This window comes from Acinetobacter sp. LF10 (assembly GCF_048585715.1).
Classification (GTDB): domain Bacteria; phylum Pseudomonadota; class Gammaproteobacteria; order Pseudomonadales; family Moraxellaceae; genus Acinetobacter.
This window is the reverse complement of the sequence record NZ_CP184160.1, coordinates 1,728,979-1,747,224: the sequence shown is the minus strand read 5'-3', so window position 1 is coordinate 1,747,224 and position 18,246 is coordinate 1,728,979. Positions and strand designations below refer to the sequence as shown.

Here is an 18,246-nt window from a genome sequence, read left to right as displayed (position 1 = left end):
AATGTTAGAGCGGATTATTACCGCATTGGTGTTAGTTGCTGTTGTTTTAAGTTGCATGTTTGCGACGCAATCACATTATCCAATGTTTGTGCTTATGATTTTAGCAGCTGGGGTTGCAGGCTATGAGTGGTTTAAGCTTATGCCTCATAAAGAAGCCATTGTTTCAAAACCTAAGGCTTGGATATATGGTATATGTGTAGCATCGGTTTCAATACTCGCTTTATTTTTTAATGATGTTGCATTGTTGTTATGGGCAGCATCTATTCTTACGTGGCTAGGGAGTATTTACTGGGTTAAAAGCTTTCCAGAATCAGATAGTTGGTACAATGTATCATTGTATGTTATTGGTTTTATTCTAATTTCTGCAGCAGTGACTGCGCTTTATACGGTTTGGCATAGCTCACCTTGGTGGCTGATGTATTTGTTCTTGTTAGTTTGGGGGGCAGATAGTGGCGCATATTTTGTTGGTCGTAAATTTGGTAAAAGAAAACTTGCTCCTACAGTAAGCCCGAATAAATCAGTTGAAGGATTGTATGGTGGTATTGCAACAACAGTTGTGATTATGTTGGTTATACAATACTTCTATTTAAATTTAACGACAATCCAGCTTATTTTGTTCTTAATTCTTTCCATTATTACTGTTTTTGCATCTGTATTAGGTGACTTATTTGAGTCGATGATCAAACGTCGTGCAGGCATTAAAGACTCAGGGCGTGTACTTCCAGGGCATGGTGGAGTACTAGATCGAATTGATTCACTTCTTGCTGCCGCGCCTATTTTTGCAACTGGTATGTATGTATTAGTAAAACTTATTGGTGTAGATCTATAAATGACACAAGCTGTTTGTATATTGGGTGTTACGGGTTCAATTGGGCAAAGTACCTTAAAAGTATTGGCACGACACCCAGACCAATACTCTGTTTATGCGGTTTCTGCATATAGTCGTTTAGATGAACTGGTAGAAATATGTAAAAAATACAGCCCTAAAATAGTGGTTGTTCCGAAAATAAAAGCATTAGAACTAGAACAACGTTTAAATCAAGAAAATCTAAAAAATATTGAAATTTTAACAGATGAAGCAGGTTTGATAGCGATTGCTGAACATGATGCAGTTGATATTGTTATGGCTGCAATCGTCGGTGCTGCTGGCTTATTACCAACACTTGCCGCAGTCAAAGCAGGCAAACGTGTGTTACTTGCAAACAAGGAAGCCTTGGTGATGTCAGGTGACATCATGATGCAGGCAGCACGTGATCATAATGCTTTATTGCTTCCTGTCGATTCAGAGCATAATGCGATCTTTCAGTCATTACCACACAATTATTTACAGATTGAGAGAACAGGTGAGCCACAACTTGGTGTGTCTCAGGTTTTATTGACAGCTTCTGGTGGTCCATTTCTTAATCATTCTTTAGAACAATTACATGATGTAACGCCTCAACAGGCTTGTAAGCATCCAAATTGGTCTATGGGGCAAAAAATTTCGGTAGATTCAGCGACTTTGATGAATAAAGGTTTGGAATTGATCGAAGCGTGTCATTTGTTTTCAATATCAGAACATTTTGTTACAGTTGTTGTTCATCCACAAAGTATTATTCATTCCATGGTGCAATATGTGGATGGATCAACTTTGGCACAAATGGGTAACCCAGACATGTGTACGCCAATTGCGCACGCATTAGCATGGCCGCAACGCTTAATGACGGATGTTCCTGCTTTAAATCTGTTCGAAACAGCTCAATTAAATTTTCAGGCACCTGATGATATTAAATTCCCAGCTTTAAATTTAGCTCGTCAAGCCATGCGTGCGGGTGGGTTAGCACCTACAATTTTGAATGCTGCCAATGAGATCGCGGTTGCTGCATTTTTAAAAGGACAAATTCGATTTACTGAAATTACGCAAGTGGTCGAGCATACTTTACAAGTTGTACAAAATGCTAAAGCAGAAAGCATAGACATCATCTTGCAGACTGATATGATCGCAAGAGGTATCGCAGAGAAGTACATCGTAGGTATAGGGGGTTAAATCGTATGAGCGCACTATTTATGATTGTTGCAGCGATTTTATTATTAGGCCCTCTGATTGCGATTCATGAGTTTGGTCATTATTGGGTCGCGCGTAAATTAGGCGTTAAGGTTTTAGTCTATTCTATTGGCTTTGGACCGACTTTGCTTAAATGGCAATCGAAAAAATCAGGTATACAATACCAGCTTTCAGCATTGCCGCTTGGTGGTTACGTTAAAATGCTGGATGAACGTGAAGGTAATGTTGCTGAGCAAGATTTACCTTATGCATTCAACCGACAATCTCCATGGAAGCGTATCGCAATTGTTGCTGCTGGACCGTTGATTAATCTTATTTTTGCAGTTTTATTATTTTGGATTTTGTTTTTACCAGCCCAAGAACAGCTCAATACCCGTATTGGCAAAATCATGCCAAATACACCTGCTGCCCAAGTCGATTTACATGTTGGCGATAAAGTGGTGATGGTGGATGGTCAAACAACTGCAACATGGGAAAAACTGAATTACGCTTTGGTTAATCGCGTTGGAGAGACTGGTCAAGTTTCGATTGTTGTTGATCGTGCGGGAACTGAAAAACAATACAATTTGCCAATTAAAGACTTTTTAAAAGATCAAAGCCAATCTCCATTAGATGTATTAGGTTTCTTACCTTATCGTCCATTTATATCAGCGACTGTAAAGGAATTGAGCCCAGATGGTGCTGCAATACGCCAAGGTATGAAAGTGGGTGATCGCATCGTCGCAATTGATAGTGTTGCAATGAAAGATTGGTTTGATGTTGTGAATGTTGTGCAAAATTCACCTGAAAAACTTTTGAATATTGATGTAATACGTCAAGGTCAACTTGTACATTTACAGGTGATGCCGCAAGGTCAACGTGACAATATGGGTAATATGAGTGGTGTTCTTGGAGTGAAAAGTGATGCGGGTAAAATCACGATTCCCAATGAATACAAACAAACCATTCAGTATTCACCTGTTGAAGCATTAGGTGTCGCTGTTGAAAAAACAACACAATTGTCAGGTATGATTTTTAGTTCGATTACTAAAATGGTACGTGGACTAATTGGATTGGATAACTTATCAGGTCCTATTACGATTGCAAAAGTTGCAGGACAGAGTGCTGAAATGGGGTGGCAAACCTTTATTTCTTTTATGGCGTTGATGAGTGTAAGTCTGGGTATCCTAAATTTATTACCAATTCCAATGCTTGATGGTGGTCACTTAGTTTATTACTTTATCGAAGCAATTCGTGGTAAACCTGTTTCCGAACAAATACAAATGTTTGGTCTAAAAGTTGGTATGGTACTGCTCGGTAGCATGATGCTTTTGGCTTTATTTAACGACTTCATGCGTTTATAAAAAAACGCAAACGGAATTTAACTTACTGGAAAATATATGGGCATGCGTCACACACATTTATTAATGCCTTTGGCACTGGTTAGTGCGATGGCAGTGGTACAACAAGCATACGCAGCAGATGAGTTTCTTGCACAAGATATACGAATTGATGGCCTCGTGCGTTTAACACCTGCAAGTATCTATTCTATGTTACCAATAAATAGTGGCGATAGAGTAAGTGATCCTGTGATTGCTGAGGCGATCCGTACTTTATATGCTTCAGGTCTATTTGATGACATTAAAGCCTATAAAGAAAAAAACGTATTGGTTTTTAAAGTTGTTGAGCGTCCAATTATTTCTAAATTGGAGTTTAAAGGTAATAAGCTGATTCCTAAAGAAGCCTTAGAGCAGGGCTTAAAGAAAATGGGGATTGCAGAGGGCGAAGTCTTTAAGAAGTCAGCATTGCAGATCATTGAGACTGAACTTGAGCAGCAATATACTCAACAAGGTCGTTATGATGCTGATGTAACGGTTGATACCATTGCTCGTCCAAATAACCGTGTTGAGCTCAAGCTTAATTTTAATGAAGGTACGGCTGCAAAAGTTTTTGATATTAATATCATTGGTAATACTGTATTTAGTGATAGTGACATTAAGCAGGCTTTTGCAGTTAAAGAAAGCGGTTGGGCTTCGATTGTTACACGTAATGATCGCTATGCACGTGAAAAAATGGCAGCAAGCTTAGAAGCATTACGTGCTTTATATCTGAATAAAGGTTATATCAACTTTAATATTATCAATTCACAACTCAACATCAGTGAAGATAAAAAACACATTTTCATTGAGGTCTCAGTTGATGAAGGCGGTCAGTTTAAGTTTGGTGAAACCAAATTCTTAGGCGATGCACTCTATAAACCTGAAGAATTAAAAGCACTAAAACTATATAAAGATGGTGAAACTTATTCACAAGAAAAAGTAAATGCGGTGAAGCAATTACTACTTCGTAAATATGGTAATGCAGGTTATTACTATGCTGAAGTGAATGTTGTACCTGAAATTAACAATCAAACTGGTATCGTAAACCTCAATTATTACATTAATCCTGGTCAGCAAGTCACTGTTCGTCGTATTAACTTTACTGGAAATAGTAAAACAGCGGATGAAGTATTACGTCGTGAAATGCGTCAAATGGAAGGTGCTTTAGCGAGCAATGAAAAAATTGATTTATCAAAAGTGCGTTTAGAACGCACAGGTTTCTTTAAAACTGTTGATGTAAAACCTGTTCGCGTACCTAATTCTCCAGACCAAGTTGATTTAAATGTAGATGTTGAAGAGCAACATTCTGGCACAACGACATTAGCAGTAGGTTATTCTCAGAATGGTGGTATTACTTTCCAAGCAGGTTTAAGTCAAACCAACTTTATGGGTACTGGGAACCGTGTTGCGATTGATTTATCTCGTTCCGAAACACAAGACTATTATAACTTAAGTGTGACGGATCCATATTTTACTATTGATGGTGTTAGTCGTGGTTACAACGTTTATTATCGAAAAACGAAGTTAAGTGAGAACTATAACGTTAATAACTATGTTACTGATAGCGTTGGTGGTAGTTTAAGTTTCGGCTACCCAATTGATGAAAACCAAAGTGTGAGTGCATCTTTGGGTATCGATCAAACTAAGGTAAGAACAGGTCCAAGCGTATCAACATACATTCGTGATTATTTGTTGGCAAATGGTGGTAAAGCAACAGCACAGAACACTTATTGTCCTGAAGACCAATTAGATAAAGATTTAGATGGTAACTATACAGGTAAATGTAAACCGGGTGGCGAGATTACTTATAATAGTGCTTTCGAAGGTAGTTTCCTAACTTATACTTTGAATTTAGGTTGGTCTTATAACACCTTGAACAGACCACTTTTCCCAACTTCAGGTATGTCTCATCGTGTGGGTCTAGAGGTAGGGCTTCCAGGTAGTGACGTTGACTACCAAAAAATGACTTATGATGCTCAGGCATTCAAATCATTGCCGATGGGATTTGTACTTAGAGGCTATGGTAAGTTAGGTTATGGTAATGACCTACCATTCTATAAAAACTTCTATGCGGGTGGTTATGGATCTGTTCGTGGTTATGACAATAGCTCACTGGGACCTAAATACCCAAGTGTGATTTTCCAAGCAACTGGTAAAAATGACCCGAGCCCAGAAGAAGTTGGTGGGAATGCCTTGGTTCAATTTGGAACAGAGTTAGCATTACCTTTACCATTCAAAGGAGATTGGACACGTCAAGTTCGACCTGTACTTTTTGCCGAGGGTGCTCAGGTATTTGATACGCAATGTAATGTACCAAAGGGTAATATATTAGTAGGTGCTAGTACTGTTGATATCAAACAATATTGTAATGATAACTACAAGTTCGATTTTGGCAATATGCGTTATAGCGTTGGCGCTGGTTTTACGTGGATTACGATGATTGGTCCATTATCATTAAGTTATGCTTATCCACTTAATGATAAGAGTGGTGATAATACCAAATCTATTCAATTCGAAATTGGTCGTACTTTCTAAGTACGGCCCTTAAACTCTTAAAATATAAAAGGACGAAATAATGAAAAAATTAACGATGTTGATGTTAGGCTTAGGTTTAACGGTTTCTGCTATGACGAATGCTGCTGGTATAGGTGTTGTTGATCTAACTCGCGTAGTTGAAAGTAGCACATATCTTAAACAACAAAATGCTGCTCTTGGTCAATCAGTTAAACCAACATCGACGAGATTAGAACAATTAGGCAAAGAATTAGAAACTATGCAGCAAAAAGCGCAAACTGATGGTCCTAAGATGAATCAAGCTGATATTCAGAAAATGACTGCGCTGTATCAAGCTAAGTTAAATGAGTTCAATACAACCCAACAGGGCTTACAGACTAAAGTACAGTCTTCATTGCAGTCAATGAACACTGCATTTGAAGGAAAAGTGAAGCAAGCAGCTGAGCAATTAAGAAAAGAAAATAATTTAGATCTTATTTTGAATAAAAATTCAACAATTGCCTCTGACGCTCAGTATGATTTAACTGATAAAATGATCCAAAAGGTTAACGCACTGAAATAATCAATGAATAGACGTAGTTATCGTTTAGAAGAAATAGCTCATCTTGTAAAAGGTGAGCTTTTTGGTGATAAAGATTTTAAAATTTCTAATTTGTCTAGTTTGGAACAGGCACAAAATCATCACATTTGTTTTGTAAATGGTGAAAAATATTTAGCACAAGCTGAAGCAAGCGAAGCAGGTGTTTATATTGTAACAACTGCATTAAAACAACAATTATCATCGAAGCAAAATTTTATCATTGTAGAAAATCCTTATCTCGCTTTTGCAACTCTTACACATTTATTTGAGAAGAAAATTTCTCGAAAAGGTATCGAAAGTACTGCTCAAATTCATCCTTCTGCAATTGTGGCTGATAATGCTTATATAGGGCACTATGCTGTCATTGGTGAGCATTGTGTTATTGGACATAATACAATTATCCAAGCACATGCTTTTATTGATGATGAAGTTGAAATTGGTAATGACTGTTTCATTGATGCGCATGTCACGATCACGGGCGGTGCAAAGTTAAAAGATCGGGTTCGTATTCATGCGAATACTGTGATTGGATCAGAAGGTTTTGGTTTTGCACCTTATCAAGGAAAATGGCACCGTATTGCTCAACTCGGTTCGGTAAGAATCGGTAATGATGTCCGTATTGGCTCAAATTGTAGTATTGATCGTGGCGCATTAGATGACACAATTTTAGCAGATGGCGTCATTATTGATAACCTTGTGCAAATTGCCCACAATGTTCAAATTGATCAACATACAGCCATCGCTGCAAACACGGCAATTGCTGGAAGTGTCCGAATTGGCAAAAACTGTATTATCGGTGGTGGCAGTGCAGTTGCAGGGCATTTAAATATTGCGAATAATGTGACGCTTACTGGAATGTCAATGGTCACAAAAAGTATTTCTGAAGCGGGAACCTTTTCTTCGGGAATTGGACTATTTGAAAATAGTCACTGGAAAAGAACTGTTGTACGCCTTAGACAATTAGCAGATGTGCCATTGACCCAAATCACTAAAAGGCTTGATCATATGCAAGCTCAATTAGAGTCCCTTGAATCAACCTTTAAGTTACGTAAATAATTTATTATGACTGAGCCTACATCTCCAGCATTTACAATGCCTGCATTACCCATGGATATTCTGACGATTCGTGAATATTTACCGCATCGTTATCCTTTTTTACTTGTTGATAGAGTTACAGAAATAACTGAGAATAGTATTGTCGGCTATAAAAATGTCTCTATTAATGAAGAGTTTTTGCAAGGGCATTTCCCGACATACCCGATTATGCCGGGTGTGTTGATTATTGAAGCTCTCGCACAGGTCTCAGGAATATTAGGCTTTGTATTGACCAATCAAAAGCCAAAAGAAGGATCATTGTTCTTATTTGCTGGCGCAGAAAAAGTAAGATTTAAGAAACAAGTTGTTGCTGGTGACCAGCTTGTCTTAAAATCAGAACTAGTGATGCAAAAACGTGGCATTTACAAGTACAATTGTAAGGCTAGTGTCGACGGTATTGTCGCTGCAACAGCAGAGATCATTATTTCCCACCAAAAAATTGAGCAGACATGAGTAGTCAAAACCTAATTCACACAACCGCAATTATTGACCCATCTGCAGAAATTGCATCTGATGTACAAATTGGACCTTATTGTATTGTTGGTCCGAATGTAACGATTGATGCTGGGACTAAATTACGTTCACATGTGGTAATTGGCGGTTTTACGAAAATTGGAAAAAATAATGATATTTTTCAGTTTTCGAGTGTCGGTGAAATTTGCCAAGATTTAAAGTATCAAGGTGAAGAGACATGGCTAGAAATTGGGGATAATAACTTTATTCGTGAACATTGTACTTTGCATAGAGGTACGGTTCAGGATAATGCAATAACAAAAATTGGCAGTCATAACTTATTCATGGTGAATACTCATATTGCACATGATTGTGTAATTGGTGATCACAATATTTTTGCCAATAATGTGGGCGTTGCGGGTCATGTCCATGTAGGTAATCATGTTATTGTAGGTGGTAATGCGGGTATTCATCAGTTCTGCCGTATTGATTCATATAGCATGATTGGTGGAGCATCTTTAATTCTTAAGGACGTTCCTGCTTACGTGATGGCATCTGGTAATCCTGCACATGCTTACGGTATGAATATTGAAGGCATGCGACGTAAAGGTTGGACTCGAGATACGATTCAAGGTTTAAGAGAAGCATACAAGCTGATTTATAAGGCTGGTTTAACCACTGAGCAAGCCATTGAGCAGATTCGTAGCGACATACTGACGAAGACGCCTGAAGCACAATTGTTTATTGATTCACTCGAAAAGTCTACACGCGGTATTGTCCGTTAAAATTTACAAAAATAAAAAAAGACACTTAGGTGTCTTTTTTTATTTTCTAATTTTCTGCTTCGATAAATTGCTGTCGGTATTGTTTGGGTGATAACTCAAAAGTCCGTTTAAATGCTTGACTAAAAGCTGTTTCGGAAGAGTAGCCCACTTTGTTTGCAATCAGATGAATGGAATAATTACTTTTACGTAAATACTGGCTCGCTAAGCGCATACGATGTTGTTGTAGATAAGCCAAGGGGGATTCTCCGATCACTTCATGAAATAAACTTGCAAATTTTGAACGTGACATACAGCATTGTTCTGCAAGGGTTTCAACTGTCCATGCATCTTCAGGATGGTTATGAATTGCAGCAAGGCTATTGCTGAGCTCAGGATGATTTAAAGCGCTTAGCCATCCATGTTGATTTGAGATCTGTTGAATATGATCTCTTATACATTTGATCAATAAAATATTTACAAGATGATCAATAATAATATCTCTACCTGCCTGAATATTTTGTGTCTCTAATGCTAAAAAGTGCAAACCAATTTGTAACCATTCAGGTGCTGTATTTTCTCCGTGTTGAATATGAATGATTGAAGGTAACGCTTGAATAAAAGGGCGTGCCATGATGGTGTCAATCTGACAACGAACAGTTAAAATAAGATTTTTCTCTGACGAATCTGTACCGAATTCAATAGCATCCTCTTTATGTCCATCAAACAATTTTGAAATATTGACTGCATTCACAAGCTTTGTGATGGAGTTATCTGCACCCGTATGTGCTGTTCCAGAAGGAATTAGGACAATTTCACCAGCATGAGCAGTTAAACTATTTTGTGAATCAATTTGAATGAAAACAGAACCAACTAAAACAATGTATACGATAAGTGCTGTTTGATCTTGGCACGTAAAACTCCATTCTCCTTGAGTTTTCAAGTAGATATATTCCGTATGGTTTAAATGAATATCAGCAAATATTTTACTTAAAGCATCCATATGATTTTTAAATTATGTATTCATTGTAAATTATAGAGAGCTCTCCCAATAACTCAATATGTGTTTTTAGGACAAAAACATGGAAGATTATGCCAAAGACTTTCACATAGGTTTTTTGGACGCTTGCAACTGTCATGAAACTCATAATTCATCAAAATATACATATATATACAAAGACATGGATAAGATGATGAATGCACCAGTAAATGTAGAGCAAGAACGTACGCCAGTAAGCATTCCAAAATCGAAAACTGAATTGGATCGTAAACGTTATTTATGGGCAATTAGCCCAGCTTTACCTGCAATTGGCATTGGTATTTTAGCAGGTTATCAATTTGCACCTCGTCCATTAAAAAAAATCTTTGCATTAGGTGGACCAATTGTTTTGCATATCGTTATTCCAGCAATTGACACATTGATTGGAAAAGATGCAAATAACCCAACTGATGAAGATATTAAACTACTTGAAAAAGATCCCTATTATTCACGCTTAGTAAAAAGCTTTCTTCCATTACAATATGCAGCTAATTTTTACGCATGTTATTTATGTAGTCGTAAAGAAACTTCGTTTATCGATAAAATCCTATTGGGTATTTCAATGGGTGCGATCAATGGTATCGCAATCAATACTGCACATGAACTTAGCCATAAACATGATCGTATAGATCATATTCTTTCTCATCTTGCTCTTGTACCTACAGGATATAATCACTTCCGTGTAGAACATCCGTATGGACACCATAAACGCGCTGCAACACCTGAAGATCCAGCATCTTCACAAATGGGAGAAACATTCTATGAGTTCTGGCCACGTACAGTAATTGGTTCTTTCAAATCTGCTATTGAAATTGAAACTAATCGTTTGAAACGTAAAGGTAAAGAATTCTGGTCAACTGAAAATGAATTATTGCAAGGCTGGGGAATGAGTGCTGCTTTTCATGGTTCAATGATTGGATTATTTGGTAAAGGTGTAATTCCGTATTTAGCGACTCAAGCTTTTTACGGTATTAGCTTGTTTGAAATTATTAATTATATTGAACATTATGGTTTAAAACGTCAAAAAGATAAAAATGGTAAATATGAACGTACGATGCCAGAGCATAGCTGGAACAATAACAATATTGTGACCAACTTATTCTTGTATCAATTACAGCGTCATTCAGATCATCACGCTTATCCAACACGTCCATTCCAAGCACTGCGCAATTTTGATGAAGCACCAGAATTACCTAGTGGTTATGCAACCATGTTATTACCAGCATTAATTCCACCACTATGGTCAAAAATGATGGATAAGCGTGTATTTGATCATTACAAAGGTGATTTGAATAAAGCCAATATCTATCCAAAACGTCGTGCAAAACTGTTTAAGAAATTTGGTGTAGTGGATCAATCTTTAGTTGAAACTTCAGTAGAAGCTGTGGCAGCCGAATAGCTTAAAACTTTCCCAAAAGTAGAGCACTGATGATTTATCCTCAGTGCTTTTTTATTTTCTTGTATTAAAACTTTAACAAAATAAGGATTCAGAACTTTGTTGCTGTATATCTAATACTTATAAAATAATTTTGTAATTGATTCTATGAGGCAGTAATGACAAAACATTATGATTATATTGCGATTGGTGGTGGTAGTGGTGGAATTGCATCAGTTAACCGTGCTGCAATGTATGGAAAAAAATGTGCTCTCATTGAGAAAGCTGAAATAGGTGGCACCTGTGTCAATGTCGGCTGTGTGCCTAAAAAAGTCATGTGGTATGCAGCACATATTGCTGAATCAATTCAAAAATATGGACCTGATTATGGCTTTAACAGTAAAGTTGAATCTTTCGATTGGCAGACACTGGTCAAAAATCGTCAAGCTTATATAGAACGAATTCATCTATCTTATCAAAATAGCCTAAGTAATAATAAGATTGATCTTATTCATGGTGCGGCTCATTTTATTGATAAAAATACTATCGAAGTCAACGGTGAGAAATTCACAGCAGACCATATCTTGATTGCAACAGGGACACAGCCATTATTACCTAATATTGATGGTGTTGAATATGGGATTGATTCGAATGGTTTCTTTGAACTAACGGCTTTACCTAAAACTACTGCCGTGATTGGTTCTGGTTATATTGCAGTTGAGTTGGCAGGGGTACTCAATGCTTTAGGTTCACAAGTTGGATTATTTATTCGTAAAGATTTACCTGTTCGACGTTTTGATTCTTTCTTGAGTGAAACTTTGGTTGAAGTGATGCAAACAGATGGAATTACTATACATACACAAGCTGTTCCTAAAGAAATCACCAAGAATACCGATGGCTCTGTCATATTACATTTAGAAAATGGCGAAAGTCATACGGTCGATTGCTTGATTTGGGCAACGGGTAGAGAGCCAAATACGGCGAGCTTGAATTTAGAAAAAGCCAATATACAGCTCGATGATCGAGGATATATTCAAGTCGATAAATTCCAGAATACATCCCAAACGGGCATTTATGCGGTAGGAGATATTACAGGGAAAATGGAGCTTACACCTGTCGCAGTTGCAGCGGGTCGTAAATTGTCTGAGCGATTATTCAATCATAAGCCAGATGAGCATTTAGATTACGATAATATACCAACGGTTGTTTTCAGCCATCCTCCGATTGGAATAGTAGGGATAACTGAGCAAGAAGCGATTGAGAAATATGGTCAGCAAGCTGTGAAAGTTTATAATTCATCATTTACTGCGATGTATAGCGCCATTACGCAACATCGTCAGCCGACCAAAATGAAGCTAGTCTGTGTGGGTGAAAATGAAAAAATTGTCGGTATCCACGGTATCGGTTTTGGCATGGATGAGATTCTGCAAGGTTTTGCGGTTGCTTTAAAAATGGGAGCGACGAAAAAAGACTTTGATAATACTGTTGCAATTCATCCTACTTCAGCAGAAGAGTTTGTGACGATGCGATAGCGTGCTATATGAAAATAAAAAGGACGTAAATAACGTCCTTTTTAAATTTTTTGTTTAAATGGGTATTTATTTCAATTCACTCGAAGATTTACCCAATTCACGACGAGCAATGATGAGCTGTTGAATCTGTTGTGTACCTTCAAAAATATCAAGGATTTTTGAGTCACGTGCCCATTTTTCTAATAACTCATCTTCACCATAGCCCACGCTTGCAGCTAATTCGACGCATTTGAGTGTAATTTCATTACCTACACGCCCAGCTTTTGCTTTAGCAATAGAAGCTTCTTTAGAATTAGGCTTTTTATTGTCAGCCATCCATGTGGCTTTAATCATAAGTAGGCGAGCAGCTTCCCACTCAGCTTCCATACGATAGATTTGAGCAGCCAAATTCGAAGTTTGCAAATAAGGCGTTTTGTAGTCCGGATCAAGCTGATCTTTAAAAATTTCTTTAATACGTTCTAGAGATGCCTTTGCACAACCGATTGCCATGGCTGCAACAAGTGGACGAGTGTTATCAAAAGTTTCCATAACACCAGCAAAACCTTTAGCAACATCAATTTCTGGATTACCTAATAAATTAGCTGCTGGTACACGACAGTCAATAAAACTTATAGCAGCTGTGTCAGAAGCTTTGATTCCCAGTTTGTGCTCTAAGCGTTCAACTTTCATACCCTGCGTACCTTTAGGTACAACAAAGGATTTAATAGCAGCACGACCAAGTTTTTTATCTAGTGTTGCCCAAACCACAACTGAGTCTGCACGATCACCAGAAGTGACATAAATCTTTTCACCATTAAGGATATAATCATCACCATCTTTGGTTGCGGTTGTACGAATAGCTGCTGAGTCTGAACCACATCCTGGTTCGGTAATTGCCATAGCAGCCCAAGTACCTTTGAAACGTTCAAGTTGCTCATCATTCGCAACTGCTGCAATGGCAGAGTTGCCTAAGCCTTGACGTGGCATACTGAGCAGTAAGCCTGTATCACCATAACACATTTCAATAATACCAAGTGCCGCAGACATGTTACCGCCATTCACAATGGCATCTGGGTTAGCTGTCCCTCGTTTACTCGCATTGGCTGCACCGACACCTTCGCCACTTTCATTCATGCCATCTAATAGCGCAGCGAGCATATCGAGTTCTTTAGGGTATGCATGTTCTGCTTTGTCATATTTACGTGAAATAGGGCGTAATACATTCAATGCTGTTTCATGCGCCTGATCAACCAACATTTTAAATTTTTTCGGATTTTGTAAGTTCATTCTTCTTCTCCAAAATTACGCATGTAAGCCAGAATGTAAGATAGCGGTCGCGCGTAGATCACGATACCAACGTTCAACAGGATGCTCTTTAGTAAAACCATGACCACCTAAGATTTGTACGCCATCTGTACCAATTTTCATTGATTTTTCGGCACAAAGTAAGCGAGCAAGATAGGCCTCACGATGAAAAGGTTTACCTGCTTCAGCCAAGCTTGCCGCATTTAAAACCAACATACGCATAGCATCAATTTCAATGGCCATATCGGCAATCATGAAAGCAACACTTTGACGATGAGAGATAGGTTCACCAAAAGCAGTACGTTCATTGGCATATTTAATACAGTAAGCTTTGATTGCTTCACCTGTACCAATCGCCATGGCGCACCACATTAAGTTTCCAAGGTCGACAAATGCAGTGTAATCAAAGTCAGCATCGCCTAAACGCAAAGCAGGAGTTTGGTTGAATTGAAGTGTTGCTGTTTCAGTTGCTTTTAATCCCATTGCTGGATTAGCTTTGATTGCAATCGTTTGATTTGACTGCACAACAAAAATATCAGGTTGACCATTAAACTCAGCACTTACAAGGAATACATCCGCAGTGTCACCGAGGATAACTAAGGTTTTTTCACCGGTAATGTAGAATTGACCGTTTGCTTCAGTTGCAGTTGTTTTTAACTGATATGGATTAAATGCAGGAGTTGCTTCTTGAAATGCAAATGTTGCGGTAACGTCAGTATCTTCAGCAAATACAGGCAAATACATCGATTGAACTTGTGTTGAACCCCAACGTGTAATTGCATTAATAACGCTAAATGTGCTGAGTAGACCTGCTGTTAAACTGAAATCACCTTTAGCTAAACTTTCTGCGATTAATATATTACTCACAATATTTTGTTCAGCGGCAACACCACCTAATGCTTCAGGTAAAGCATAGTAGTTCAAACCTAAGTCGACCAAATGTTGCCAAAGTTGTTCTGGGAATTGTGCTTGATGATCAGCGTCATGCGCTAAAGTATATAAAACTTCTTCAGCGAATTGAGACATTGCATCGACAGTCATTTGCTGTTCTTCAGTAAGGCTGAGATCAAACAAATTTTTATTAACTTGATTCGGGAGGCGTTGCTTATCAATTGCTTGCGGTTTAAAAGCTTTTTTTGTCTTATTCAGTACTTTAAAACCTGTTTTTGATCCTTGATATAATGATTTCTCTACAAATTTTCTTAATTTGAGTTGATCTAATACTTCGCTTCCTGCGATTTTAGTGATCAAAGATAGCCCAAAGCCTTGAGCTTTATTCATCATATTCGACATGATTTTATCCTAGAGGATGGTTGTAAAATTATGCTGACATGCTCTAGTCAAAAAAACTATGTCTTGTTTGACGTGCTAAATTAAGAAAGATAAAGGGTAAAATGGTTCGTACATAGATTTTATATTATTGTTTTTAAATGAATAAAAGAAATATCAGAAAAATAAATTTTAAAAAAATTGACCAAACTGACAAATCAGATTGGTCAAAATGACTTTAGGTATAGCGCTTATGCAAACTGACGAATCATTTTTCGTACATTTGTCTTTGCTTCGATCACAGTCATAAACGTATATGCACCAATAAACTTACGGCTAATAAACATAAATTCTTTTGGTGGAACAGAGAAATAACGAGATGCCATTGATTGTGCTGCTTGTTGCATTACACGACTATGGAGTTGGCTTTTTTTCCAATCGTAGCGGTCTTGGTCATCCATTATACCAGCTGGCATATTCGGATTATTACTTGGGCAACTAAAAGCCTCCGTTGCAATCAAGAACACGTCTGCCATACCTGGTTTTATACTTTCTGGCATTGCATCAAAAAACTCATAACCAGTCATGGCTTTAACCATTGCAGTTTTATCATGGTCATAACCTGCATGAATAAGATTCCGTGCTACAGCAAGTAAGTTATCATCAAATTGACGGATCGCCCCGAAATCAAGTAAAACGATTTTATCCTTTACATCATCGCCGTTGCCCAAACGAACAAGGTAATTACCAAAGTTCGGATCAGTTTGCATTTCACCCCATTCAAATAATTCACGTACTGCAATTTCCAGAGCAGCTTCGCCTAATTTGTTACGACGTTCTTGGGGGAGGGAAAGCATTACCGGACTATTGATTGGTACACCGCGCTCGAAAGTCATGCACAACACTTTATTAGAGCAAAATTCATTTACGATTTCTGGTACCACATAGCGTGGATCATTCTTTAAACGATCAGCAAATCGACGCGTCGTTGCGGCTTCGATGCCATAGTCGACTTCTCGATGCATCATTTCACGAACTTCATCAAACCACTGATCAAATTCACGAGTTTGTGGCACCATACGTGTGAGTTTAAGCATGTTCTTAAATAGATTCATATCAGAATCAATTGCTTCCGCCACACCAGGGTATTGAATTTTAAGAACCAGTTCTAAACCATCTGATTTACGTGTCGCACGATGAACTTGGGCAAGTGAAGCTGTACCAATTGGTTCATGATCAATCGTGAGTTCATCTAATTTTGAACCTAACTGTTCTTGCAAATGCGCTTTGATTGCAGGCCAAGCAAGTGCGACAGTTTGATTGTTCAATGTATTTAATGCTTGTGTAATTTCTTCAGGTAAGAAATGTTCGCCGTATAAAGCCATCATTTGACCAATCTTTACGATAGATCCTTTTAGTTTTCCTATTTCAGAAACTAAATAATGAGCTTGTTCAGCCATGGCTTTTTTACGCTTTTTCTCTTTTTCTTCTTCACTAGAAAAAATTGAAGTAGCGCTAGCAGTCGCCCAACGTGTTCCAGCGAGTAAAGAGGCTTTTGCAATAGATAAGCGACGATCTACAGAGGAGGTTTTTAGATTCTTAAGCTTATCGTTCTGATCTGACATGAAAGAAAAATCCTATGCTGAAATCGGAGGGTTGAAAGCCGAGACTTAAATTGTAGCGGATATTACAGCTTTTGAACGTATTAAAATAGTTCAATCTCTTGAATTATCAGTCTAAATTTGTGAATTAGGTCAATAAATCAGAATAGCCTAAGTAAAATTTAAATTTCAAATTTGGCTTTACTATACAGATGTCCTAAATCCTAAACTGAATTTTTAGAGTAGATTTTCTCATTAAAGCTGCACGATTAGTATGAATATGAGCAATCAACATACGCTTTACATGACTATGATGAAAGCCTAAAGCATGAGCTTTCACAATAATGATACTGGGTAATGTAAAGAAAAAATACTTGGTGTCGTCTAAAGTCGCATCTTTAAAAATACCTTCTTCAATCAAAGTATTCCGAAGAAAAATTTTCTCTTCTTGCACAGTAGGAGATGACTCATCATCCCAATAATTCTGACGCATTGCCATCAAATTATTATGTTTATAACTCATCGTTGCTTGAGCTCATTCTGTTTACTGTTAGCAAATATATGAGGTTAATTGAATTTTTATCAAGAATAGATTTATCTTAAAATAGCCTAAGCAAATTTAATCCTTAATTTTTAAATGCTACACTTATACTACTTTAATCACTAAATCGAAGAACTGAAAAGAAATGACTCCAGCTTGTAAGTTATTAGAAAAAAATAAAATAGCATTCACAGTTCATGAATATGAACATGATGTAAATGCAAAAAGTTTTGGCTTAGAAGCCGCAGAAAAACTCAATCTAAATGTAGATGAAGTATTCAAAACGCTAATGGTCACCGATGAAAAAAATTATTTCATCGCAGTTTTGCCAGTGAATTATCACTTAAATTTAAAAAAAGTTGCATCAGCAGTAGGGTGCAAGAAGCTACAAATGGCCAATCCAAAAGATGCTGAACGTTTAACTGGTTATTTAGTCGGTGGAATTAGTCCCTTAGGACAGAAAAAACGACTCAAAACTGTAATCGATGAGACAGCCAAGTCATTAAACAAGATTTATGTAAGTGGTGGAAAAAGAGGTTTGGACATTGGTCTTAACCCAGTTGATCTAGCTAAGTTACTGGAAGCGACGTTTTCAGATGTTTTAGATTGTTAATATATTTAAAAAAGACTTTAAAGCAGAAAGTCTTTTTTATTTGATTCATAAAAACAATAAAAGAGTAAATTATAATTGAAATTATCGATAATTGGAATTATAATTTTTTGTGTTTTTCTTGATCTAAATTAATTTTTCATATTAAAAAACAAAGTATTAAGTGCAGAGGTTCAGCTTAAATTTATAA

16 protein-coding genes are annotated in these 18,246 nt (G+C 37.3%); 11 read left to right on the top strand and 5 right to left on the bottom strand.

Annotated features, from left to right (window positions below):
- Position 1: 1 nt before the first annotated feature.
- From ACN19N_RS08475 to lpxA, 8 genes are read left to right on the top strand one after another with little or no spacing between them, the layout of a single operon-like run.
- On the top strand, positions 2–829 hold the full coding sequence (locus ACN19N_RS08475) for a phosphatidate cytidylyltransferase (RefSeq protein ID WP_420001097.1): 828 nt from the start codon (positions 2–4) through the stop codon (positions 827–829).
- Positions 830–2,026, top strand: a complete 1,197-nt coding sequence (gene ispC / locus ACN19N_RS08470; RefSeq protein WP_420001096.1) for a 1-deoxy-D-xylulose-5-phosphate reductoisomerase — start codon at positions 830–832, stop codon at positions 2,024–2,026. It abuts the gene before it with no gap.
- A gap of 5 nt (positions 2,027–2,031) precedes the next feature.
- Positions 2,032–3,387, top strand: coding sequence for an RIP metalloprotease RseP (gene rseP, locus ACN19N_RS08465; protein WP_269230320.1), 1,356 nt, complete (start codon positions 2,032–2,034; stop codon positions 3,385–3,387).
- A 36-nt stretch (positions 3,388–3,423) separates the two neighbouring features.
- Positions 3,424–5,937 (top strand): outer membrane protein assembly factor BamA, encoded by a 2,514-nt coding sequence (bamA, locus tag ACN19N_RS08460; protein WP_420001095.1) that lies wholly within the window; start codon positions 3,424–3,426, stop codon positions 5,935–5,937.
- 40 nt (positions 5,938–5,977) lie between these two features.
- Positions 5,978–6,478, top strand: coding sequence for an OmpH family outer membrane protein (locus ACN19N_RS08455; protein ID WP_269230322.1), 501 nt, complete (start codon positions 5,978–5,980; stop codon positions 6,476–6,478).
- Between the two features lie 3 nt (positions 6,479–6,481).
- The gene (gene lpxD, locus ACN19N_RS08450; RefSeq protein ID WP_420001094.1) at positions 6,482–7,552 is read left to right on the top strand and encodes a UDP-3-O-(3-hydroxymyristoyl)glucosamine N-acyltransferase; all 1,071 of its coding nucleotides are present in this window, start codon (positions 6,482–6,484) and stop codon (positions 7,550–7,552) included.
- 6 nt (positions 7,553–7,558) lie between these two features.
- Positions 7,559–8,044, top strand: coding sequence for a 3-hydroxyacyl-ACP dehydratase FabZ (gene fabZ / locus ACN19N_RS08445; protein ID WP_420001093.1), 486 nt, complete (start codon positions 7,559–7,561; stop codon positions 8,042–8,044).
- On the top strand, positions 8,041–8,829 hold the full coding sequence (gene lpxA, locus ACN19N_RS08440; RefSeq protein ID WP_269230324.1) for an acyl-ACP--UDP-N-acetylglucosamine O-acyltransferase: 789 nt from the start codon (positions 8,041–8,043) through the stop codon (positions 8,827–8,829). The genes fabZ and lpxA overlap by 4 nt, the downstream gene beginning before the upstream one ends.
- A gap of 46 nt (positions 8,830–8,875) precedes the next feature.
- Here lpxA and ACN19N_RS08435 read toward each other — a convergent pair whose 3' ends face one another.
- Positions 8,876–9,808 carry an AraC family transcriptional regulator gene (locus tag ACN19N_RS08435; protein ID WP_331276169.1) on the bottom strand — a complete coding sequence of 311 codons (933 nt, stop codon included), beginning with the start codon at positions 9,806–9,808 and terminating at the stop codon, positions 8,876–8,878.
- 190 nt (positions 9,809–9,998) lie between these two features.
- Between ACN19N_RS08435 and ACN19N_RS08430 the strand changes: the two genes are divergently transcribed.
- The gene (locus ACN19N_RS08430) at positions 9,999–11,243 is read left to right on the top strand and encodes an alkane 1-monooxygenase (protein WP_293743378.1); all 1,245 of its coding nucleotides are present in this window, start codon (positions 9,999–10,001) and stop codon (positions 11,241–11,243) included.
- 155 nt (positions 11,244–11,398) lie between these two features.
- On the top strand, positions 11,399–12,751 hold the full coding sequence (gorA, locus tag ACN19N_RS08425) for a glutathione-disulfide reductase (protein ID WP_269230327.1): 1,353 nt from the start codon (positions 11,399–11,401) through the stop codon (positions 12,749–12,751).
- Positions 12,752–12,817: 66 nt separating this feature from the next.
- Here gorA and ACN19N_RS08420 read toward each other — a convergent pair whose 3' ends face one another.
- The 4 genes from ACN19N_RS08420 to ACN19N_RS08405 form a co-directional block, all read right to left on the bottom strand.
- Positions 12,818–14,017 carry an acyl-CoA dehydrogenase family protein gene (locus tag ACN19N_RS08420; protein ID WP_269230328.1) on the bottom strand — a complete coding sequence of 400 codons (1,200 nt, stop codon included), beginning with the start codon at positions 14,015–14,017 and terminating at the stop codon, positions 12,818–12,820.
- Between the two features lie 15 nt (positions 14,018–14,032).
- On the bottom strand, positions 14,033–15,319 hold the full coding sequence (locus ACN19N_RS08415; protein WP_420002370.1) for an acyl-CoA dehydrogenase family protein: 1,287 nt from the start codon (positions 15,317–15,319) through the stop codon (positions 14,033–14,035).
- A 236-nt stretch (positions 15,320–15,555) separates the two neighbouring features.
- Positions 15,556–16,929 carry an ABC1 kinase family protein gene (locus tag ACN19N_RS08410; protein ID WP_420001092.1) on the bottom strand — a complete coding sequence of 458 codons (1,374 nt, stop codon included), beginning with the start codon at positions 16,927–16,929 and terminating at the stop codon, positions 15,556–15,558.
- Positions 16,930–17,122: 193 nt separating this feature from the next.
- Positions 17,123–17,428: a hypothetical protein gene (locus tag ACN19N_RS08405; protein WP_050039743.1), complete on the bottom strand. Its 306-nt coding sequence runs from the start codon at positions 17,426–17,428 to the stop codon at positions 17,123–17,125.
- A 163-nt stretch (positions 17,429–17,591) separates the two neighbouring features.
- On the opposite strand from ACN19N_RS08405, the gene ybaK reads away from it, so the two are divergent.
- Entirely contained in the window at positions 17,592–18,059 is a 468-nt protein-coding gene (gene ybaK, locus ACN19N_RS08400; protein ID WP_269237969.1) for a Cys-tRNA(Pro) deacylase, read from the top strand.
- Positions 18,060–18,246: the final 187 nt, after the last annotated feature.